This is a genomic window from Amycolatopsis sp. NPDC004625 (assembly GCF_040609695.1).
Taxonomy (GTDB): Bacteria; Actinomycetota; Actinomycetes; order Mycobacteriales; family Pseudonocardiaceae; genus Amycolatopsis.
This window is the reverse complement of sequence record NZ_JBEXKX010000030.1, coordinates 93945-115313: the sequence shown is the minus strand read 5'-3', so window position 1 is coordinate 115313 and position 21369 is coordinate 93945. Positions and strand designations below refer to the sequence as shown.

Here is a 21369-nt window from a genome sequence, read left to right as displayed (position 1 = left end):
GTCCGCTTGATCGCCACGACCGAAGACGGCCGCTCGCTCGAAGTCAGCGTGCGGCACGAGGTGCTGCGCATCGAGCCGTGGGGCGAAGGCAGCCTGCGCGTGCGCGCCGGACGGCACCGCATCCTCGACGACGTCCCGGGAGCGCTGCTGCCCGCGAAGCCGTCGGCGGCGTTCGCGGAGGCGTCCGGGCGGTCCGGCCGGGTGGTCAACGGCGGGCTGACCGCGATCGTCGAGATCGCCGACACCGACACCGGGATCGACGCGCAGCTCAGGTTCGTCCGCACCGACACCGGCGAGGAGCTGCTGGCCGAGCAGCGCGCGCACTTCTGGTGGCCGGGCGCCCGGCTGTTCATGCCGTCGCGCAACGGCTACGGCCGGCTCGAACAGCGCTTCAGCGCCTACGACGACGAGCGGCTCTACGGGCTCGGGCAGCACACCCACGGCCGGCTCGACCAGAAGGGCCTGGTGCTCGACCTGGTGCAGCGCAACGCCGAGGTGTCGGTGCCGTTCCTGCTGTCCAGCCGCGGCTACGGGTTCCTGTGGAACAGCCCCGCCGTCGGCCGGGTCGAACTGGCGGAGAACGGCACCCGCTGGGTCGCCGACGACGCGCGTCAGCTCGACTACTGGATCACCACCGGCGACGGGCCGCGCCAGATCCTGAGCCACTACGCCGACGCGACCGGGCACGCGCCGATGCTGCCGGAGTGGGCGGCCGGGTTCTGGCAGTCGAAGCTGCGCTACCGCACCCAGGAGGAGCTCCTCGCCGTCGCCCGGGAGTACCACTCGCGCGGGCTGCCGCTGTCGGTGATCGTGGCCGACTTCTTCCACTGGACGCACCTCGGCGACTGGAAGTTCGACACCGCGGAGTGGCCGGACCCGGCCGGGCTGGTGCGCTCGCTGGCGGAACTCGGCGTCAAGCTGATGGTGTCGGTGTGGCCGTCGGTGAGCCCGCTTTCGGAGAACTACCGCGAGCTGCACGAGCAGGGCCTGCTGGTGGCCGCCGAAAGCGGCGTCCCGGCGCACGCGCCCTGGAAGGACAAGGGGTTCGGCGTCGAGATGCCGGTGGCGTTCTACGACGCGACCAACCCGGAGGCGCGGCGGTTCGTCTGGAGCAAGGTCAAGGAGAACTACTACGACCTGGGCGTGCGCGCGTGGTGGCTGGACGGCGACGAACCGGAGATCCAGCCGGGCCACCCGCACAACCTCGGCTTCCACGCCGGCCCGGGCGCGGAGGTGTTCAACCTCTACCCGCAGGCGAACGCGCAGACGTTCCACGACGGCATCCGCGCCGAGGGCGACGACGAGGTGGTGCTGCTGTCCCGGTCGGCGTGGGCGGGCAGCCAGCGCTTCGGGGCGGCGCTGTGGTCCGGTGACATCGGCGCGACGTGGGACTCGCTGCGGACGCAGGTCCGGGCCGGGCTCAACGTGGCGCTGGCGGGAATCCCCTGGTGGACGACGGACATCGGCGGCTTCCACGGCGGCGACCCGGCGGCGCCGGAGTACCGCGAGCTGATGGTCCGGTGGTTCTCCTACGGCGTGTTCTGCCCGCTGTTCCGGCTGCACGGTTTCCGCGACCCACGGCCGGCGTTCGGGCCGGGGATGACCGGCGGGCCCAACGAGGTCTGGTCGTTCGGCGACGCCGCGTACGAGTCGATCACGGCGTCCCTGCGCCTGCGGGAGCGGCTGCGGCCGTACCTGATGGAGCAGATGCGCGTGGCGCACGAGCAGGGCGTCCCGCCGATGCGCCCGGTGTTCGTCGACTTCCCGGCGGACCCGGCGGCCTGGGACGTCGACGACCAGTTCCTGCTCGGGCCGGACCTGCTGGTGGCGCCGGTGCTCGAACCGGGGGTCACGGCCCGGCGGGTGTACCTGCCGGCCGGGGCCGCCTGGACGGACGCGGTGACCGGAACCCGGCACGACGGCGGCGGGTGGATCGAGGCCCCGGCCCCGGCCGAGCGGATCCCGGTGTTCCTCCGCGACGGGGCGCAGCTGCCGATCCGCGGGGACTAATGTGGACCCGTGAGTCCAAAGCTGACCCCGAAGGGCGCCGCGACGCGGCAGCGGATCGTCGAAGGCGCCGCGGCGGAGATCCGCGAGCGCGGAGTCGCCGTCACCACGCTCGACGACGTCCGGGCGCGGACGGGGACCAGCAAGAGCCAGCTGTTCCACTACTTCCCGGCGGGCAAGGAAGAGCTCCTGCTGGCGGTGGCGCGGTTCGAGGCGGACCAGGTCCTGGCGGTCCAGCAGCCGCAGCTCGGCCGGCTGACGTCGTGGGCGGCGTGGCGGCGCTGGCGCGACACGGTCGTCTCGCACTACGACAGCCGTGGTCAGCACTGCCCGCTGAACGTGCTGATCTCCCAGCTCGGCCGGGCGACGCCGGGGGCGCAGGCGGTGGTGACCGAACTGCTGCGGCGCTGGCAGGACGAGATCGAGGCCGGCATCCGGCACCTGAAGCAGGCCGGCGAGGTCGGCCCGGAGCTCGACGCGGAACGCACGGCGGCCGCCCTGCTGGCCGGCATCCAGGGCGGCGTGGTGGTGATGCTGTCGACGGGCCGCATCGACCACCTCGAAGCGGCGCTCGACGTCGGGATCGCGAACCTGCGGGCGAGCGGGAACCGGCACTGAGGCCGGCCCCCGCTCCCGGGCGTCAGGCGGACTTGATCGCGGAGATCTCGAACTCCAGCGTGACCTTGTCGCTCACCAGCACGCCACCGGTCTCGAGGGCGGCGTTCCAGGTGATGCCGTAGTCCTTGCGGCTGATCGTGGTGGAGCCCTCGAAGCCGATCCGGTCGTTGCCGAACGGGTCCTTCGCGGCGCCCTCGAACTCGAACGGGATCGTCACCGAACGGGTGACGTCCTTGATCGTCAGGTCGCCGGTCACCTCGAAGCTGGTCTCGCCGGCCTGCTTGATCTCGGTCGAGGTGAAGGTGATCTGCGGGTACTCGTCCATCGACAGGAAGTCGTTGCTCTTCAGGTGCCCGTCGCGGTCGGCGTTGCGGGTGTCGATGCTGTGGGCCTGGATGGTGACCTGGGCCGACGACTTCTCCGGCGCGTCGCCGTCGATGGTGGCGGAGCCGGTGAACTCGTTGAAGCTGCCGCGCACCTTGGTCACCATGGCGTGCCGGGCGACGAACCCGATCCGCGAGTGCGTGGGGTCGAGGGTGTATTCGCCGGTCAGCTGGGGGTAGGTGGTCGCGCTGGTCATCGCTGGTCTTCTCTCCTCGTGGTGGCGACCCCCGGTGATTGAGGGTTCAACGACACTGTACTCACTTTGGCTGGTTGCGCAAGCAAGCTTTGGGTAGAGTCGCCGACATGGGTGATCTGTCCGCTCTCGACCTCGACGAAGCCGCCTTCTGGCGGCCGCTGATGCGCGTCATGACGGCGTTGCCGCGCGCGCTCGAGGACCACTTCCTGCCCGAGACGGGGCTCACCATCACCGATTACGGGGTGCTGGTGGCGCTGTCCGAGGCGCCGGACCACCTGCTGCGCATCTCGGCGCTCGCCGCGACGACCGGGCTGTCCCTGAGCCGGATCAGCCGGGTGGTCGACGACCTGACCCGCCGCGGCCTGGTCGAGAAGCGCCGCTGCGCCGAGGACGGCCGCGCGTCCAACGCCGTGCTGACCGCGCCGGGACTGGCCAGACTGGAGGCGGCCTTCCCGAGCCACCTGGCCCGCGTGCGGGCGTCGGTGTTCGACCACCTGAGCGCCGAGGACATCCGCACGGCCGGTCCGGTGCTGGCCCGGCTGGCCGCGGCACTGGACACCACTCCCCCGACCGACGACTGCTGAGGACGCCGATGACCGACAAGGGCGAGTACAAGCGCGACCTGAACTACCTCCCGGACCGCATCACGGCGGACGGCCGCGACGGCTGGCCGGTCGAGCCGGACCGCTACCGGCTGGTGGTGGCCCGCGCCTGCCCGTGGGCCAACCGCGCGGTGATCGTCCGCCGCCTGCTGGGCCTGGAGCCGGTGTTGTCGATGGGCATCGCGGGCCCGGTCCACGACGAGCGGAGCTGGAGCTTCGACCTGGACCCCGACGGCCGCGACCCGGTCCTGGGCATCGAGCGGCTGCAGGAGGCGTTCTTCAAGCGCGACCCGCAGTACCCCCGCGGCATCACGGTGCCGGCGTTCGTGGACATCCCGACGGGCCAGGTCGTCACGAACGACTTCGCACAGATGACGCTCGACATGTCGACCGAGTGGACGGCCCACCACCGGTCCGGCGCCCCGGAGCTGTACCCGGACAAGCTGCGCGACGAGATCGACGACGTGGCCCGGAAGGTGTTCACGGACGTCAACAACGCGGTGTACCAGGCAGGTTTCGCCGGTTCCCAGGAGGCGTACGAGCGCGCGTACGCGAAGTTGTTCGCCCGGCTCGATTGGCTGTCGGAGCGGTTGACGGGCCAGCGCTACCTGGTGGGCGACACGATCACCGAGGCGGACATCCGCCTTTTCACGACGCTGGTCCGGTTCGACGCGGTGTACCACGGTCACTTCAAGTGCAACCGCCAGAAGCTGGCGGAGCTGCCGGTGCTGTGGGCGTACACACGCGACCTGTTCCAGACGCCGGGATTCGGCGACACGATCGACTTCGCGCAGATCAAGGAGCACTACTACGTGGTGCACAAGAACGTGAACCCGACGGGAATCGTCCCGGCGGGCCCGGAGACGACGGGCTGGTTGACCCCGCACGGGCGCGAGTCACTGGGCGGACGCCCGTTCGGAGACGGGACGCCGCCGGGGCCGCCTCCGGTGGCGGAGAGGGTGCCCGAGCTGGCGTGATTCCGTTTACGCACGGGTGCTCGGACGCCGGCTGCGACAGACCCGCGCCGACAGCGACGACCCCGGCTCGGCTTCCATCGCTCAGGCACGGGCGGGTGCGGAAGTGTTCCTCGGGCGCGTGGGTGGACGTTGGCGCCTGAGGGAAGTTCTGCTGCTGGTCGGCGGCGATGCAGTGTGGGCTCGCAGCGGTGGGGGTGCTCGCGGACGGGTGCGGTGGGCCATGGGTTGGGGTTGCAGACGTGGGCCGCGAGCCTTGCCGTGTTCAGGGCAGCGTCCGTGGCACTCGTGGCCGGTGCGGTGGGCGTAGCCGTCCGGCTGCGGGCCTTTCCCGTGGTCACGCTGCGAAGGGCAGCGGCTCGTGCAGGTTGTTACGCCGAGGTTTTCGACGCCTGTCCAAAAACAGCGGCGGTAGAAACTCCGGCAGACCATCAGCGGCGATACGGACCTCCCAGCCCGAACGATGCAGCAACCGATGATGATGAGCGCACATCAACACCAGATTGCCCAGGTTGGTAGGCCCACCCTCGGCCCAATGCCGGATGTGGTGGCCCTGGCAATGCCGGGGTGGACGGTGACAACCGGGGAATGCGCAGCCCCGGTCCCGGAGGTAGAGGGCGCGGCGTAAACCGGCGGAGATCAGGCGGCGCAGGCGACCCAGGTTGAGGGGTTCGCTTTTCTCACCCAGGACCGCCGGGATGACCATCGCGTCGCAGGCATGGATCCGTGCTTCAGCGGCCGTGATCCGGCCGGTGTCGCCCAACGTGGCCGCTCCGATGCCGGTTTTGAGGTCGGTGAGGGAGACCGCGACCATCACGTGGGCACGTTCACCTGCCTGCATGGGTAGGTCCGGGGAGTTCAGGGCCAGGTCGACCGCGTCGGAGAACGCGTCGCCGTAGCGTTCCCGCGGCGACCGTAGATCCGGGCCCTCCTCGGTGGTGCGGCGCTGGGCCAGGGCGTCGAGCAGGGCGCTGGCCCGGGTGCCGGTCTCGTCGTCGAACCGGCCGTGCACCTCCCACACTCCCGTTCGCTTCCGCCGCAGGGAAAGTTCGCGGGTGGGGGTGGCAGGGTCGGCGGTGTCGGGTTCCGGGCCGTCGGGGTCCAGGTGGGCCACGATCCGCGCACCCAGGGCGGCGACCTGCCTGTGTCCGGCCTCGGCAGCGAACCTCAGCAGATCCGCCTCGGCGGAGGAGCGATGCTCGGGTGGGATGTCGGTCAGGGACCCGACGATCACATCGATCATCGAGTTGCTCAACCGCCCGGTCAGAGCCGCGGCGCCGGTGGCGGGAGCCAGGGCGGGGATCGGGGTGCCGTCCAGGGCACGACCGGGGTTGAGGGCGCGGGCGCGGGTCACCACCCGCTCCGCCGCCGCCTTCGGCATGTCGGCCAGATGCTCCAGCAAACGCGCGGCGGAACGATAGCCGAACAGCTCCATCACCCCACGGTGCTCGATCTCCACCAGCAGAGCACCCAAGGATGCTTCCGCAGTCCGGATGGTCGCGAGCAGCTCACCGACACGGTCGGCCAGCGCCACCGCCTCGGCTTCCTGCATCGCGTTTCGAGCCATGCCACCACAATACCGCCCACCCGAACACCTGTTCATCACACGAACGGGTACACCTCACCCACGCCACGGCAAAGCCGTATAAGGAGAATCAACCACGAGCCCGTTCAATATCAGGCCCCCGATAAAGCCGTTCCGGAATCCGGGACAAAGTAGAAGGATGAACCTGCGAAGTCAACCCGTAGAACTTCTGGAACGACATGATCAACGGCCGCCACAGATCAGGATCGATGCGGTCATCACTCCCCGCCATCCGAACCGAGTCATGAACGAAAACCCGCTGAACCCGAACCTCGAACGAAACAATCCCGCCGTCATCCCCCACCGGATGAACCGCCTCGACAACCGCCTCCATCGCGACCGGGCACTCCCCCACCCGAGGCGGAACCACAGTCTCCGAAGCAACAGGAGTAAGCCCGGCCCGCCCGAACTTGTCCCCCACGTGGAAGTACCCCCGCTCCTCCTTCCGCGGAGGCACCGGATCCGACCCCGTGGTCAAAGCCAACCGGTCAACGGCCGACGCAAGCGAATCCGAAGGAAGATTGAGGACGCACTCCCGGGTACGCAGCATGTTCTGCGCCGTCCGGGAACGGGCTCCCAGGCCGAGCACCGCCCGCCACCCGAGCCAGAACGCGGACGACATCGGCGCCAGATTGGCCGACCCGTCCTCGTTCGCACTGGAAATGAGAACAACCGGCGTACCGAAATACAGAATACCCGGCTCGATGGCCGTGTGCGCAAGAGTTTCCACACCGAAGATTCTGCCGTCCACAGCAGACTCCCGGCTGGCGGGAATCGGCCATGGCGATGGAACAGCAGCGGCACCCGACGCGAACGTCCGGTGCCGCCACCGCTCCGTCAGCTCCGCGAAGCCGCCTGCTGCAACGCCCGCCGCGTCAGCACCCGCGCCAGGTGACGGCGGTACTCCGCCGTCGCGTGGGGCTCGTCCGGCGGGTTCGTGCCCTCCGCCGCCAGGGCGGCCGCGTCTTCGATGGACGCTCCGGCCGCCAAAGCCTCCTCCGTGGCCGTCGCCCGGAGCGGGACGCCGCCCAGGTTCACCAGGCCGACGCGGCCGCCGACCACCGCCACGCCGGCCATCGCCCAGTCGATCGCGCGGCGGGTGAACTTCTCGTAGCCCCAGCCCTGGCCCGTCTGGGCCGGCAGGCGGATCTCCGTGAGCAGCTCGGCCGGCTCCAGCGGGGTCGTGAACGGGCCCAGGAAGAACTCCGCCGCCGGGATCCGGCGCTCGCCCGAGGGCCCGCGGGCCACCAGGATCGCGTCGGACGCCAGGATCGCCGCGGGCAGGTCCGCCGCCGCGTCCGCGTGGACCAGGGATCCGCCGATCGTGCCGCGGTGGCGGACCTGGCGGTCGCCCACGAGCCCGGACACGTGCGCCAGCAGGGGCGCGTGCGCGAGCAGCACCGGATCCTGCACCAGCGCGCTGTAGCGCGACAACGCGCCGATGGCGACCTCGTCGCCCTCGAGCCGGACGTACCGCAGCTCGTCGAGCGAGCCGATGTCGACCAGGTACTCCGGCGCCGCCAGCCGCAGCTTCATCAGCGGCAGCAGGGAATGGCCGCCGGCCAGCACTTTCGCGTCGTCACCGTGGGCTGCCAGCAACGACAGAGCTTCGTCCACTGTGGACGCCCGCAGGTACTGGAAGGACGCGGGGATCACCGATCCACCTCCTGGCCCGAAGCGTCGATGACGGCGCTGACGATGTTGTGGTACCCCGTGCAGCGGCAGAGGTTGCCCTCGAGCCCGGCGCGGACCTCGTCGCGGGTCGGCTTCGGGTTGTCGGCCAGCAGTGACACCGACGCCATGATCATCCCCGGCGTGCAGAACCCGCACTGCAGGCCGTGCTGCTCGCGGAACGCCCGCTGCACCAGGTGCAGGTCACCGTCCACAGCGGACAGTCCTTCGACGGTGGTGACCTCGTGGCCGTCGGCCTGCGCGGCCAGCACCGTGCAGGACTTCACCGACTCGCCGTCGAGCAGCACCGTGCAGGCGCCGCACGACGTCGTGTCGCAGCCGATGTTCGTGGCGGTCAGCCCGGCGGTGTCGCGCAGGAAGTGCACCAGCAGCGTCCGGTCCGGCACCTCCTCGGTCACCGGCCGCCCGTTGACCTCGATCGAGACCTTCACTGCGCGTTCCCCTCCGAAAGTGCGGCCCAGACCCGGATCGGAGTCGTGGGCATGTCCAGGTGCCTGACGCCGCGGGCCGAAAGCGCGTCCACCACGGCGTTGTGCACCGCCGGCGTCGAGCCGATCGTGGCGGCCTCGCCGATCCCCTTGACACCAAGCAGGTTCCGGTCGGTCGGGGTGGCCATGTCGACCAGCTCGAAGTCCGGCAGCTCGGCGGCGGTGACGAACGAGTAGTCCGCCAGCGACGCGGTCGTCGGGTTGCCGTCCTCGTCGTAGGTGACGACCTCCAGCAGGGCCTGGGCCGCGCCCTGGCCGAGACCGCCGTGGCGCTGGCCGCGGAAGGTCAGCGGGTTGACGATCGGGCCGGCGTCGTCGACCGCGACGATCCGGCGCAGCTCCACCTTGCCGGTCTCGGTGTCGACCTCCACGACCGCGAGGTGCGCGCCGAAGGGGAACGTCGGCGAGCCGTCGCCGAACCAGACGTCGGCGGTGAGCTTGCCGTCGCTGGCCGTTTCGGCGACCTGCGCCCAGCTGAGCACGGTGCTCGAAGGCGCGCCGCGCACCTGCCAGACCCCGCGCTCGACGTCGAGCTCCAGGTCGTCAGGCGCGGCTTCCAGCAGGTCCGCCGCCAGGTCGCGGGCCTGGGCGATGACCTCGTCGGCCGCCTGCCGGATCGCCGAGCCGCCCAGCTGCAGCGACCGCGAACCGAACGTGCCGATCGCCTTCGGCACCTCGTCGGTGTCGCCGTGGCGGACGGTGATCCTGTCCAGCGGCACGCCGAGCCGGTCGGACAGCAGCATGGCCAGCGAGGTGCCGAGCCCCTGCCCGTGCGGCGAGCTGCCGGTCCAGGCGACGACCGAGCCGTCCGGGTGGATGTCGACCCGGCCGCTCTCGCCACCGCCGTCGCCGCCGGTGATTTCGACGTAGGCGGCGATGCCGAGGCCGAGTTCGACCGGGTCGCCCGCCTCGCGCCGCCGCTGCTGTTCGGCCCGCAGCTCGGCGTACCCCGCGGCCTCCAGGACCTTGTCCAGCGCCGCCGCGTACTCCCCCGTGTCGTAGAAGGCGCCGGTCGGCGTCCGGTACGGGAAATCCTCGGGCGGGATGAAGTTGGCCCGGCGGACGTCGGCCGGGTCCAGGCCGAGCTCGGCCGCGAACAGGTCCATCGCCCGCTCGACGGCCGCGGTCGCCTCCGGGCGGCCCGCGCCGCGGTAGGCCGCGATCGGGGTGGTGTTCGTGACGACCGCGCGGCTGCGCGTCTGGACCACCGGGAACCGGTAGACGCCGACGGCCATCAGCTCGGTCAGCGTCGGCAGGAACAGCGTCCGCGGGTACGCGCCCGCGTCCTGGATGACGTCGAGCCGGTACGCGAGGACCGTGCCGTCGCGTTTCCCGCCGATGGTCACGGTGTTGAGCTGCGCGCGGCCGTGCGTCATCGAGGTCAGGTTCTCGCTGCGCGACTCGACCCAGCGCACCGGCCGCCCGAGCCGCTTGGCGGCCCAGCCGAGCACGGTCGCCTCGGGGTCCGCGCCGATCTTCGCGCCGAACCCGCCGCCGACGTCCGGCGCGATCACCCGCACCGACTCCTCGCCGACGCCGAGGCTCCCCGCCAGCTGCGACCGGGCGATCTGGGCGTTCTGCGTGGACAGCCAGGCCGTCAGCCGGCCGTCCTCGCCCCACGCGAAGGACGCGCCGCGCACCTCCAGCGGCGCCGGGGCGACGCGCTGGTTGGCGATCGTCTGCGTGACCACGACTTCGCAGCCTTCGAAGATCGAATCGTCGAACTCCGCCATGCCGTTGACCTGCACGATGTTGCTGCCGGTCGCCGGGTACAGCAGCGTCTCGCCGTCCAGCGCGGCGCCGATGCTCGCGACCGCGTCCAGCGGCTCGTAGTCGACGTCGACCAGCTCGGCCGCGTCGGCCAGCTGGTAGCGCTCCTCGGTGAGGACCAGCGCGACGGGCTCGCCGACGTACCGCACCACCCCGTCGGCCAGCCACGGTTCCTCGACCGGCCCGGCCGGGTGCGGGCCGAGGCCGAGGTCGGCGGCGGTGAACACGCCGAGCACGCCCGGTGCCGCCTTCGCCTCGCTCACGTCGATGCCGCCGATCCGCGCGTGCGCGATCGGACTTCGCACGAAAACCGCGTGCGCGGCACCGGAAAGCGCTTCCGCCCGCAGATCGTCCACGTAGGTGCCGCCCGCGGTGATCAGGTTCCGATCCTCTTGGCGGACCACCCTGGTCCCGACAATGCTCATCTGGTCTCCTGCTCGCCGATACCCCGCCGATCATGCCCTCAGGCCGAGGACGACCGCCAGACCCAGTCCGCCGATGCCGATCGCGATCCGCAACGGCGTCGCCGGCAGCCGGCGCACGAGGACCGACCCCAGCCACGAACCGCCGAGCGACCCGAGGCAGACGGCGAGCGCGGCCGGCCAGACCACCTTGCCCGTGATCGAAAAGACGATCGCCGCGAGGAGGTTCGCCGACCCGGTGACCAGGTTCTTCGCCGCGTTCGTCCGGGCCAGCGGCTGGTTCCAGACGGTCACCAGCAGCGCGAGCATGAGCACGCCCGCGGCGGCGCCGAAGTAGCCGCCGTAGATGCCGATCAGGAACGCGACGACGGCGGTCACCGGGCTCAGGCCGTGGTGCTCGTGGCCTTCGGCGAGACGGCGCAGGCGCGGACCCGCCATCAGGACCAGCGACGCCCCGCCGATCAGCCACGGCACGACGGCGGTGAACGCGCCCGAGGGCGTCAGCAGCAGCACCAGGCCGCCGCACGCGCCGCCGACGGTGGTGAGGGCGCAGAGCGGGATCAGCCGGCGGCGCTGCCCGGCCAGCTCGGGCCGGGCCCCGGCGGCGGCGCCCGCGGTGGTGCCCAGCATCGCGACGGTGTTGGTGATGTTCGCGGTCACCGGCGGCAGCCCCGCGGCGAGCAGCGCGGGGTAGGACACCAGGGACGCGAGCCCGGCGGTCGCCCCGGTCAGGCCGGCCCCGACGCCGGCCAGCACGAGCAGGAGCAGCACCCACGGGTCGGTGATCACGTTGTCATCAGATCACGCCGGGCGCGCTGTCGATCCGGGCCGCCGCCGTTCGTATGGGCGGTGACACAACCCGGCGGAAGGACACGGCAATGCGTTCGGTCAACGTCACCATGAGCGTCACCCTCGACGGCGTCGTGCAGGGCCTCGGCCGGCCCGACGAGGACACGCGCGGCGGCTTCGCCCACGGCGGGTGGGGCACCCGGTACCAGGACGACGTCATGGCCCGCGAAATGGCCGAGGGGATGAGCCGGCCCGGCGACATGCTGTTCGGCCGCCGGACCTGGCAGGATTTCACCACCGCATGGGGCCGTCGCGACGACGGCAACCCGTTCACCACGCACCTGAACGCCGTGACCAAGTACGTCGCCTCGACCACCCTCAAAGACGCCAGTGCGTGGCAGAACTCGGTCCTGCTGCGTGGCGACGCCGCGGAAACCGTGCCCGAGCTCAAGGCGCGGCCCGGCAACGACCTGTCGGTGATCGGCAGCGCGTCGCTGGTGCGGGCGCTGCACGCCGCCGGCCTGGTCGACCGCTACACGCTGCTGATCCACCCGCTGACCCTCGGCACCGGCGCGCGCCTCTTCGGCGACGCGCCGCTCACCGGGTTCGCCCTCGTCAGCTGCGTCACCACGACCAAGGGCGTCCTGATCGCCCGGTACGACCGCACCGTATAGGCCGTTATACGAAAAGGTTGTCCGAAACCGGACGGGATCCGCCGCCGGGCTTGCCGGGCGCGACGGCGGCGTCCCAGAATCCGCCCTGACAAGGTTGTCAACGCGGGGAGGCCGGGCATGGGCGAGCTGGACCGGCGGCAGGTGCTGCGGCTGCTGGGCGCGGGCGGCGCGGCGGCCGCACTGGCGTCGGGTCTGCTGCCGGGGCTCGCGCGGGCCGCGGCCGCCGGGCCACCCGACGCCGTCGCGGCGACCTACCTGCGCGTGCTGTTGCGGCACACGCGCTGGGCCGAGCAGCAGTTCGACCCGGCCGCCGGCACCTACCCGCTCCGCGACTTCACCTTCGCCGTCGTGCTGGGGAACGCCGTGCTGCTGACCCGCGACGGCTACGACGCCGTGGTCGCCGGGGTCGGCCGGGAGACGCTGCGCGACCACACGCTCGCCACGATCCGCCGGTTCGCCGCGTCGAACCGGCTCGCCGGCGGCACCGAATGGGGCCGCAAGCTCTTCTTCGACACGACGTTCCAGTCGTACTTCGTGCTCGCCGCCCGTCTCCTGTGGACGGACCTCGACGACGTGACCCGGCGGAACGTCGAGCGCATCACCACCGGCCAGGCCGCCTACACCACCGCGCTGGGCACCGGCGACGACCCCGATTCGGGCAGCTGGACACCGAACGGCCTGCGCGGCGGCCACGTCGGCGACACCAAACTCGAAGAGATGGGCGTCTACGCCCAGTCGCTCGCCCCCGCGCTCGCGTGGGCGCCGGCCGACCCGCAGGCGGCCGGCTGGCGGGAGGCGTCCGGGGCGTGGAGCCGCAACGAAGCCGGGCTGCCGGCCGCCGACCTCGCCAACCCGCGGCTCGTCGACGGCCGTCCGATCAGCGCCAACACCGCGACGAACCTCTACGACACCTTCCTCGTCGAGAACCACGGTTCGTTCGGCCCGCACTACCAGGAGGAGCTCTGGCGCACCTCCGGCCGCAACGCGATGCACTTCCTCGCCGCCGGCACGCCGCTACCGGAGGTGCTGACCGCGCAGCCGAACGGCGAACTGCTGTGGCGCACGATGCTGCTGATGACGAGCGACGCCGGCGAGCCGCTGATGCCGATGGTCGCCGACCGCGAGCACCTCTACGGCCGTGACGTCATCCCGCTGGCCTTCCGCGCCCAGGTGCTCGGCGACCGCCACGCCGCCCACGCCGAGGCCCGCCTGGCCGCGCGTCTCGAGCCGTACCAGGCCTACGCCCCCGCCGACCGGATCACGAAGTTCTCCGGCGAGCCGAAGTACGAGCCGGAGGCCCGCGCCGAAGTCGCCATCAGCTACCTGCTGCACGAGTGGCGCGCGCTCAACGGCGGCCCGGTCGTGCCGGTGAGCGATCGCGAGTTCGACGCCCACGCGGCCGGGACCGCCGACTTCGGCACCGGGCCGGGCCTGCTCGCCCACCGCTCCCCCGCCGCCTGGGCCGCGACGGTCACCAAGCCCGGCTTCGTGAAGTTCGCCTGGCAGCCGCACCACGACGACTGGCTGTTCGTGCTCGGCGGCGCCAACCCGATGCTGCTGCCGTCGACGAACCTCGCCGTGCGGGAACGGCACGCCACGGCGTACGCGAAGATCCGCGACGGCTTCGACGGCACCGTCGGCGTCCTCCGCTTCGACACCGGGTACGCCGCCTTCGCCACCCTGCCGACCGGCGCCGCGGTGTACGCCAGCACCGGCGTCGCCGAGGGCGAAGGCGTGCTGAACGTCTACAACCTGACCATGCCCGGTGTGCCCGGCCTCGACGGCGACCGCACCTACACCGCCGACGAAGGCAGCGTCACCCTCCAGGCCCAGACGCCGGGCGTCCGGACCGACGACGTCACGTTCGCCCCGGTGACCGCCCGGTACGTCCGCATGCTCGGTGTCCGGCCCGACCCGCAGTACGGCTATTCGCTGTGGGCCTTCGAGGTCCGCGACGGCGACGGCCCGGACCTCGCGCGCAGCGGCACGGCGTCGGCGTCCTCGGCGAGCCCGGGCAAGGAGGCGAAGTACGCCGTCGACGGCGACGCCACCACCCGCTGGGCGGTGTCCACATCGGACCGTCCGCGCGCGGACAGCTGGCTGGCCGTCGACCTCGGCGCGCCGCGGACGGTGGACCGCGTCCGGCTGAGCTGGGAAGCGGCCGCCGGGCGCGGGTACCGCATCGAAACCTCGCCGGACGGCGTGGCCTGGACGGCCGCGGTGACCTACCCGGTACCCGCCCTCAGCAGCACGAAGGGCCGGCTGGACATCGACGGCCGCGCCGGGATCACCGTCGCGGGCCCGCACCCGCTCACCGTCACCGGCGACCGCGTCACGCTGTCCGACGGCCCGCCCGCTCCCTTCGTCGCCGAGCTGTACCCCGGGCCGGTGAAGGCGAGCGGCCGGGTTCCGGCCGGTGCGGCCGAAGCCACCGTCACCGACGGCTTCCTCGTGCTGCTCAACCTCTCGGGCGCCGCGGTGACCGGCACGGCGATCCTCCCGGGAGACCGCGGCACGTACCGGCTCTACCGCGGCGAGCAGACCGTCACCCGGACCGGCACGGAGTTCTCCTACACCCTGGCCGCGGCGGAGGGGCGCATCGAGCCCCCGCGGTTCACGCTGACCGGCCCCGCCGGGGTGAAGGCGGTCGTCCGCGACGCGAGCCGGGTCGAGCTCACCGCCCCGGCCGGGTTGCTGCCCGTGCTGGTCACGGTGACTCCGGACGGCGGGCGCGCCCGGCCGGTGCTGCTGCCGCCGCGCCGGAGCGTGCCGGTGGTCTTCGGCGACGTCCGCCCGTACCCGCTGGCCGACCGCGCGCTCGGCCGGACCACGTTCCCCGCCGAACCGCTGCCACCGGGGATGTCCAGCCCGGCCGCGGCCGTCGACGACGACCCGGCGACGGCGTGGCGGCCGGGGCCCGGCGGCCGGATGGTGGTCGATCTCGGAGCGGTGACAGCGGTTTCCGCGGTCGAGCTGAGCTGGACCCGCGGCCGGGTACCCGCGGCGACCGTCGAACTCAGCCTCGACGGCGTCACCTACACGGCCACCGGCGCCGGGCCGGCGCGGTACGTCGCCGTCCGCACGGCCTGGCGAAGCGGCGACGCGGGTCTCGTGCGGTTGTCCGTCCGCACTTGATCGATCTCGGACCGGTCGCACCGGGCCCGCGGGCGGGTACCTTGGCACCACCGGGCTTGCCACCCCCTGATCGGGAGGACGGATGCGCGTCACGATCGCCGAAGTCGCCCGCCGCGCGCGGGTGAGCAAGACGACCGTGTCGCGAGTCCTCAACAACAAGGCCGACGTGGACGCCGCGACCGCGATCCGGGTGCGCGAGGTGATCGCCGCGACCGGGTACATCCCCAGCGCCGGCGCGGTCGGGCTGGCCCGCGGGGTGACGCGCACGGTCGGGATGCTGGTGCCCGGGCTGACCTGGCCGTGGATGGGCGAGGTGCTGCAGGGCGTCGCCGACGTCGTGGAGTCGAAGGGCTACGGCCTGCTGCTGTCCACGGCCAACCGCGGCCCCGACTCGCTGGAGGAGTTCTCGCGCCAGGTGTCGGCGAAGGCGTTCGACGGCCTGCTGCTGGTGGAACCGCCGGACGCGGTGCGGCACCTGCGGGTGCTGCACGATTCCGGGCTGCCGGTGGTGGTGATCGACGACCGCGGCCGCCGTCCCGCGTTCCCGTCGGTCGGCACGGACAACCGCCAGGGCGGCGCCATGGCGGCCCGGCACCTGCTCGAAACGGGACGCACGCGGCTGGCCACCGTCACCGGGCCGCGCGACTTCGGCTGCACCGCCGACCGTCTCAACGGCTTCAACGAAGCCGTCCTCGACGCGGGCCTGACGCTCGACTCGCGGCTGATCATCGAAGGCGACTTCACGAGCGAAAGCGGCGAGGCGGCGATCCTCCAGCTGCTGCACTCCGGCCCGGAGTTCGACGCGGTCTTCGCGCACAACGACCTCACCGCGGCCGGCGTGCTGGCCGGGCTGCGCAAGGCCGGCCGGTCGGTGCCGGGGGACGTCGCCGTGGTCGGTTTCGACGACATCCCCCTGGCCGCGCACACCCAGCCGCCGCTCACCACGATCCGCCAGCCGTTGCGGCAGATGGGCGAGACGGCGGCCGGGCTGCTGCTCGACCGGCTGGGTGGGGCACCCCAGCCGGACGAGCCGGTGATCGTCCCGACCTCCCTGGTGGTCCGGGACTCGACCCGATCGGTTCAGGAGACGGTCAGCACCCCCGAGAGCGGGACGTTGCGCGAGGAATCACCGACGTAGACGCGGTACTGGCCCGCGTTGGTCGTCCACGACCCGCTCCAGTGCGCCAGATCCCGCGGCGTGAGCGGGAACGACACCTGGGTGCTCTGCCCGGGGCTGAGCTGCACCTTCTTGAATCCCTTCAGCTGCTTCGGCGGCTCGCCGTTGCCGGACGGCTGGCCGACGTACAGCTGGACGACGTCCGCGCCCGCCCGGGTGCCGGTGTTGGTCACCGTCGCCGTCACGCTCGCCGTGCCGTTCGTTCCCTGCGGCGTCACGACGAGGTTCGAGAACCCGAACGTCGTGTACGACAGGCCGAAGCCGAACGGGAACAGCGGTTCGAGGTTGCGGCTGTCGTACCAGCGGTAGCCGACGTTCAGGCCCTCCGAGTACTCGATCCGGTCGTTGGCGCCCGGGAACTGCTGGACGTTCGCCGTGGGCAGGTCGGCGAGCTGCTTCGGGAAGCTGACCGGCAGCTTGCCCGACGGGTTGACGTCGCCGTAGAGCAGGGACGCGAGCGCGTTGCCGTTCTCCTGGCCCGGGTACCAGCCCTCGATCACCGCCGCGACCTTGCCCAGCCACGGCATGGTGACCGCCGAGCCGGTGTTGAGCACGACGACCGTGCGCGGGTTGGCCGAGGCGACCGCGTCGATCAGGTCGTTCTGCTGGTGCTGCAGGTCGATGCTGTCGAGGTCCTGGGTCTCGGACTCGCCGTAGCTGGCGAACACGATCGCGACGTCCGCGGCGCGCGCCGCGGCCACCGCGCCCGGGATGTCCGGCGTCTGCACGTGCTCCCCGGCGCCGTCCACATAGGACACCGTGACGCCGGAGCCGGCCCGGGCCCTGATGCCGGTGATCGGGTTCACCGACGCCGGCGACGGGTTGACCTTGGCGCTGCCGCCGCCGATGTTCTGCGGGTCGATCCCGTCGCCGCCGGACAGCGCGATCGACTTCGTCGACGCGGTGAGCGGCAGGACGCCGGTGTTCTTCAGCAGCACCGCCCCGGCCGCGGCGACGTCCCGGGCCGTGGCGACGTTCGCCGCGTTCGTCACGACCGCCTGCGGGGTGCCCCGCCGGGCCCGGTCGAACACGCCGAACCGGAACATCTGGGTCAGCACCCGCCGGACCATGTCGTCGACGCGCGCCTGCGTGACCTCGCCGCGCGAGACGGCGTCGAGCAGGCCTTGGCCGAAGAACGCGCCGCCGGGCATCTCCAGGTCGAGCCCGCCGTTGGCCAGCTGCCGGGCGCCACCGGTGGCCGAACCCCAGTCGGAGCCGACGAAACCGTTCCAGTTCGCGTCCTGCTTGATCGCCGTGGTGAGCACGCCGCTGTTCTGGCAGGCCGGGACGCCGTTGATCTGGTTGTAGGCGCACATCATCGACGCGACCTGGCCCTGGCTCGCCACCTGCTGGAACGCCGGCAGGTAGAGCTCGTGCAGCGTCCGGTCGTCGATGATGACGTTGTCCGACGGCGTCCCGCGCGACGCCCCGGCCTCGACGTTGTAGGCGGCCGCATGCTTGGCCTGCGCCATCACGCCCTGGCTCTGGATGCCCTGGATGGTCGCGGTCCCGGCCGCCCCGGCCAGGTACGGGTCTTCGGCGTAGGTCTCGAAGTTGCGCCCCCACCGGGGGTCGCGGACCAGGTTGATCGTCGGGCCGAGGACGACGTCGGCCCCCTTGCCCGCGAACTCGGCCCCCATCGCGGAGCCGTACCGGTTCAGCAGCGCGGTGTCCCAGGTCGCCGCGGCCGTCACCGGCGCCGGGAACTGGGTGACGCCGTCGAGGCCGTCGCCGACCCCGGCCGGGCCGTCCTGCAGGCCGAGCGCCGGGATGCACAGCTCGGGCACGGCGTCGGTGTTGCCGATGTACGGCCCGGTCGCCCCGTTGCCGTGCAGCACCTCGACCTTCTGCTGCGGGGTCATCACGGCCATCAGCTGGGTGACGCGGTCGGCGACCGGCGCGGTGGAGCCCACCCACGGGCACCCCGTCGGCGGCGGGGTGCTGTCACTCGTGTGCACCGCGAACTCCCACAGCGAGACACCCCACTGCGTGGCGCGCGCGGTGGCGGTGAGCCGGACGTACCGGGCGGTCCCGGACACGGCGGGGTGTTCGGTGCCGCCCGCGCCGGCCACGGTCGCCGCCGTCGTCCACGCACTCCCGTCGGTGGACAGCTGGATCGTGTACGCGCTCGCGTACGCCGCTTCCCAGGTCAGGTCGACGCCGCAGACGGAACGCGCGCTGCCCAGGTCGACCTGGATCGACTGCGGGTCCGCGGCCAGGCTCGACCAGCGCGTGCCGAGGTCGCCGTCGAACGCCGCCGAAGCCGGGAACGCGTCCGACTGGACGCTGGACGCCGTCGCCGGTTGCCGCAACGCCGCGTTCCCGCTGCCGCACGCCTGCGCGGAACCTTCGCCGAAGACCTGGAACTCCCACAGCGAGACACCCCACTGCGTGGCGCGCGCGGTGGTGGTCAGCCGGACGTACCGGCCGCTCCCGGTCACCGGCAGCGTCTGGGTGCCGCCGGTGCCGGTCGTGGTCGAGTACACGGTGGACCACTGGCCGCCGTCGACCGAGGCCTGGAGGGTGAACGCCTTGGCGTAGGCCGCCTCCCACCGGAGGACGACCTGGCTGAGGGTGTGCGGCGAACCGAGGTCGACCTGCAGGGTCTGCGGGTCGGCGGCCTGGCTCGACCAGCGGGTTCCGGGGTCGCCGTCGACCGCCGCGGACGCCGGGAAGGCGGCGTTCTCGGTGGAGGACGCGGTCACGGCGTGCCCCTGGGACAGCAGGGTGGGGGCCGCCTGGGCGGACAGCGGTGGGACGGCGAGCAGGCCCGCCGTCACCACCGCGGCGAGGACGAGCCGCTTCACTGGTACACCCGCACGTAGTCGATCACCATGTCCTGCGGCAGGACGGTCCCGGCTCCCGGCGGGCCGGGGAAGTCGCCGCCGATGGCGTTGTTGAGGATCAGGAAGAACGGGTGGTCGTACACCCACGGCCCGCGCGTGCTCTCCACCGTGTCGCGGTTGATCGTCTCGAACGCGTTCCCGTCGACGGAGAACGTCATGTGGTTCGCGTCCCAGTCGAGGCCGAACTTGTGGAACCCGGCCGAGACGTCCTGGCCGAGGTCGAGGGGTGCCCCGATGCCGCCGGCACCGTTGTACGCGGGCGCGTGGATGGTCGAATAAGCCAGGTTCGGCGACTTCCCGACGTGCTCCATGATGTCGATCTCACCGCAGTTCGGCCACGGCGTGCCGCTGAAGAAGTTGGCGCCGAGCAGCCAGAACGCGGGCCACAACCCCTGCGTGCCGGACACCTTGATGTTCGCCTCGACGTGGCCGTAGGTGAAGCTGAACTTGCCCGCGCTGTTGATCCGGCCCGAGGTGTACTGGCAGGTCCCGCTGCCGCTGACCGGGTCGACCGGGCAGGCGCTGCCCGGCGTGGCCTCGCGGCGGACCTGGATGACGAGGTTGCCGCGGCCGTCCTGCTTCGCGTTGTTGTTGTTCGTGTAGTACTCGAGTTCGTTGTTGACGCCGGGGCCGGTCTCGGCGGTCCACTTGCTCGCGTCGGGCGCGGCACCGGCGGCACCGTTGAACTCGTCGCTCCAGACCAGCGTGCCCGGGAAGTGCGGGGCCGGCGGCGCGGGCGGCGGCTGCGTCGGGTTGCCGCCGGTGCCGTAGACGTCGAAGCCCCACAGCGAGTAGCCGTAGCCGTTGGAGCGGGCGGTGCCGTACATGCGGACGTACCGGCCGGAACCGTTGACGGTCAGTGTCTCCTTGAAGCCCTTGCCCGTCGTGGTCGAGTAGATCGAGGTCCAGTTCGCGTTGTCGTTCGACACCTGGATCTGGTAGGCGACCGCGTAGGCCGGGTCCCACTGCAGGACGACCTGGTGGACCGCCGCGGGCGCGCCGAGGTCGACGGTGAGCCAGCCCGGGTCGACCCAGCCGGTGGTCGCGCTCGTCGCCCAGCGCGTGGCCGGGTCGTGGTCGAACGCCTTCGCCGGGACGCAGCCGGGGCACGCGCCGTCGTCCTGGTACGAGGACGCCGTGCCGGGTTTGCCGTACGACAGCAGGACGTCACCGGGCTGGGTGCTGCCGCCGCCGTAGACCTGGAACTCCCAGAGCGAGTAGCCGTACTGGGTGGCCCGCTGGGTGCCGGTCAGCCGGACGTACCGGCCGCTGCCGGTGACGTTCAGGGTCTGCGTGCCGCCGGTGCCGGTGGTGGTCGAGTAGAGGGTGGTCCAGGCGGCGCCGTCGGCGGACGCCTGGAGGGTGAACGCCTTGGCGTAGGCGGCTTCCCAGCTCAGCACGACCTGCGTCAGCTGCTGCGCCGAGCCGAGGTCGACCTGGAGGTACTGCGGGTCGCTGAACCCGCTCGACCAGCGCGTGCCGGGGTCGCCGTCGACCGCGGCCGAGGCGGGGAAGGCGGCGGATTCGGCCGAGGACGCCGTCACCGGGCGCCCTTGGGAGAGCAGGACGGGCGCGGCCTGGGCGGCCGGCGGGGTGAGCAGGGCGGCCAAGGTCAGGACGAGGACGGCGAGAACCCGGGTTCCCGTCATGCGGCGTTGCATGGGCACCTCCACGGCGAACCGGCGCCGGGGCGGCCTTTGCCCCGGCGCGGATCGGCTCACGTGGTCTCCGGCGCGGGTGTGGGTCCCGGCCGTCGGCACGCTCTTAGTTCAAGATATAAATAAAGAGCCGTAAAATGTCAACGGCCGAGCGCCGGACGCTGGTCCGGGCGAACGAATCCGGCACGGATCCTTGACGCGGGCGAACTTCGCGCTGTTAACTGCGAGCTCACCGACGGAACCGGTTCCGTGACCGCCACCCGGGACGGCTCCGCCGCGACCAGCACCTTTCGGGCTGGCCGGTCCGCGCTCACCCCTGCTCCGGTACCGCTCCTCCGGCTCACGGCACCGG

At 72.0% G+C, this 21369-nt stretch carries 16 protein-coding genes; 7 read left to right on the top strand and 9 right to left on the bottom strand.

Annotated features, from left to right (window positions below; genetic code table 11):
• The first annotated feature begins 6 nt into the window (after positions 1-6).
• The gene (locus ABZW17_RS30145) at positions 7-2010 is read left to right on the top strand and encodes a glycoside hydrolase family 31 protein (RefSeq protein WP_354821648.1); all 2004 of its coding nucleotides are present in this window, start codon (positions 7-9) and stop codon (positions 2008-2010) included.
• Between the two features lie 9 nt (positions 2011-2019).
• A complete protein-coding gene (locus tag ABZW17_RS30140) occupies positions 2020-2625 on the top strand; it encodes a TetR/AcrR family transcriptional regulator (RefSeq protein WP_354821645.1) in 606 nt (201 codons plus the stop codon).
• A 22-nt stretch (positions 2626-2647) separates the two neighbouring features.
• Here ABZW17_RS30140 and ABZW17_RS30135 read toward each other — a convergent pair whose 3' ends face one another.
• Positions 2648-3205: a YceI family protein gene (locus tag ABZW17_RS30135; RefSeq protein WP_103349211.1), complete on the bottom strand. Its 558-nt coding sequence runs from the start codon at positions 3203-3205 to the stop codon at positions 2648-2650.
• A gap of 107 nt (positions 3206-3312) precedes the next feature.
• Here ABZW17_RS30135 and ABZW17_RS30130 point away from each other — a divergent pair, with 107 nt between their 5' ends.
• Both ABZW17_RS30130 and ABZW17_RS30125 read left to right on the top strand, forming a co-directional pair.
• Complete coding sequence (locus ABZW17_RS30130) at positions 3313-3789, top strand: MarR family winged helix-turn-helix transcriptional regulator (protein ID WP_354821642.1); 477 nt, start codon at positions 3313-3315, stop codon at positions 3787-3789.
• An 8-nt stretch (positions 3790-3797) separates the two neighbouring features.
• Positions 3798-4784, top strand: a complete 987-nt coding sequence (locus ABZW17_RS30125) for a glutathione S-transferase C-terminal domain-containing protein (protein WP_354821639.1) — start codon at positions 3798-3800, stop codon at positions 4782-4784.
• A gap of 334 nt (positions 4785-5118) precedes the next feature.
• On the opposite strand, the gene ABZW17_RS30120 is transcribed toward ABZW17_RS30125, so the two are convergent.
• The 6 genes from ABZW17_RS30120 to ABZW17_RS30095 form a co-directional block, all read right to left on the bottom strand.
• Complete coding sequence (locus ABZW17_RS30120) at positions 5119-6348, bottom strand: DUF222 domain-containing protein (RefSeq protein WP_354821636.1); 1230 nt, start codon at positions 6346-6348, stop codon at positions 5119-5121.
• Between the two features lie 88 nt (positions 6349-6436).
• The gene (locus ABZW17_RS30115) at positions 6437-7096 is read right to left on the bottom strand and encodes a flavin reductase family protein (protein WP_354821684.1); all 660 of its coding nucleotides are present in this window, start codon (positions 7094-7096) and stop codon (positions 6437-6439) included.
• Positions 7097-7203: 107 nt separating this feature from the next.
• Positions 7204-8022: a xanthine dehydrogenase family protein subunit M gene (locus ABZW17_RS30110; protein WP_354821633.1), complete on the bottom strand. Its 819-nt coding sequence runs from the start codon at positions 8020-8022 to the stop codon at positions 7204-7206.
• A complete protein-coding gene (locus tag ABZW17_RS30105; RefSeq protein WP_354821630.1) occupies positions 8019-8489 on the bottom strand; it encodes a (2Fe-2S)-binding protein in 471 nt (156 codons plus the stop codon). The genes ABZW17_RS30110 and ABZW17_RS30105 overlap by 4 nt, the downstream gene beginning before the upstream one ends.
• The gene (locus ABZW17_RS30100; RefSeq protein WP_354821627.1) at positions 8486-10741 is read right to left on the bottom strand and encodes a xanthine dehydrogenase family protein molybdopterin-binding subunit; all 2256 of its coding nucleotides are present in this window, start codon (positions 10739-10741) and stop codon (positions 8486-8488) included. The genes ABZW17_RS30105 and ABZW17_RS30100 overlap by 4 nt, the downstream gene beginning before the upstream one ends.
• Positions 10742-10771: 30 nt before the next feature.
• The gene (locus ABZW17_RS30095) at positions 10772-11527 is read right to left on the bottom strand and encodes a sulfite exporter TauE/SafE family protein (protein ID WP_354821624.1); all 756 of its coding nucleotides are present in this window, start codon (positions 11525-11527) and stop codon (positions 10772-10774) included.
• Between the two features lie 89 nt (positions 11528-11616).
• On the opposite strand from ABZW17_RS30095, the gene ABZW17_RS30090 reads away from it, so the two are divergent.
• From ABZW17_RS30090 to ABZW17_RS30080, 3 genes are all read left to right on the top strand, one after another.
• A complete protein-coding gene (locus ABZW17_RS30090) occupies positions 11617-12201 on the top strand; it encodes a dihydrofolate reductase family protein (protein WP_354821621.1) in 585 nt (194 codons plus the stop codon).
• Between the two features lie 117 nt (positions 12202-12318).
• On the top strand, positions 12319-15336 hold the full coding sequence (locus ABZW17_RS30085) for a discoidin domain-containing protein (protein WP_354821618.1): 3018 nt from the start codon (positions 12319-12321) through the stop codon (positions 15334-15336).
• Between the two features lie 82 nt (positions 15337-15418).
• Positions 15419-16474 (top strand): LacI family DNA-binding transcriptional regulator, encoded by a 1056-nt coding sequence (locus ABZW17_RS30080; protein ID WP_354821615.1) that lies wholly within the window; start codon positions 15419-15421, stop codon positions 16472-16474.
• Here the strand turns inward: ABZW17_RS30080 and ABZW17_RS30075 are convergent.
• Positions 16417-19320, bottom strand: coding sequence for a glycoside hydrolase family 3 C-terminal domain-containing protein (locus tag ABZW17_RS30075; protein WP_354821612.1), 2904 nt, complete (start codon positions 19318-19320; stop codon positions 16417-16419). The genes ABZW17_RS30080 and ABZW17_RS30075 overlap by 58 nt on opposite strands.
• Positions 19317-21008: a discoidin domain-containing protein gene (locus ABZW17_RS30070; RefSeq protein ID WP_354821609.1), complete on the bottom strand. Its 1692-nt coding sequence runs from the start codon at positions 21006-21008 to the stop codon at positions 19317-19319. Before ABZW17_RS30070 ends, ABZW17_RS30075 begins: the two co-directional genes overlap by 4 nt.
• Positions 21009-21369: the final 361 nt, after the last annotated feature.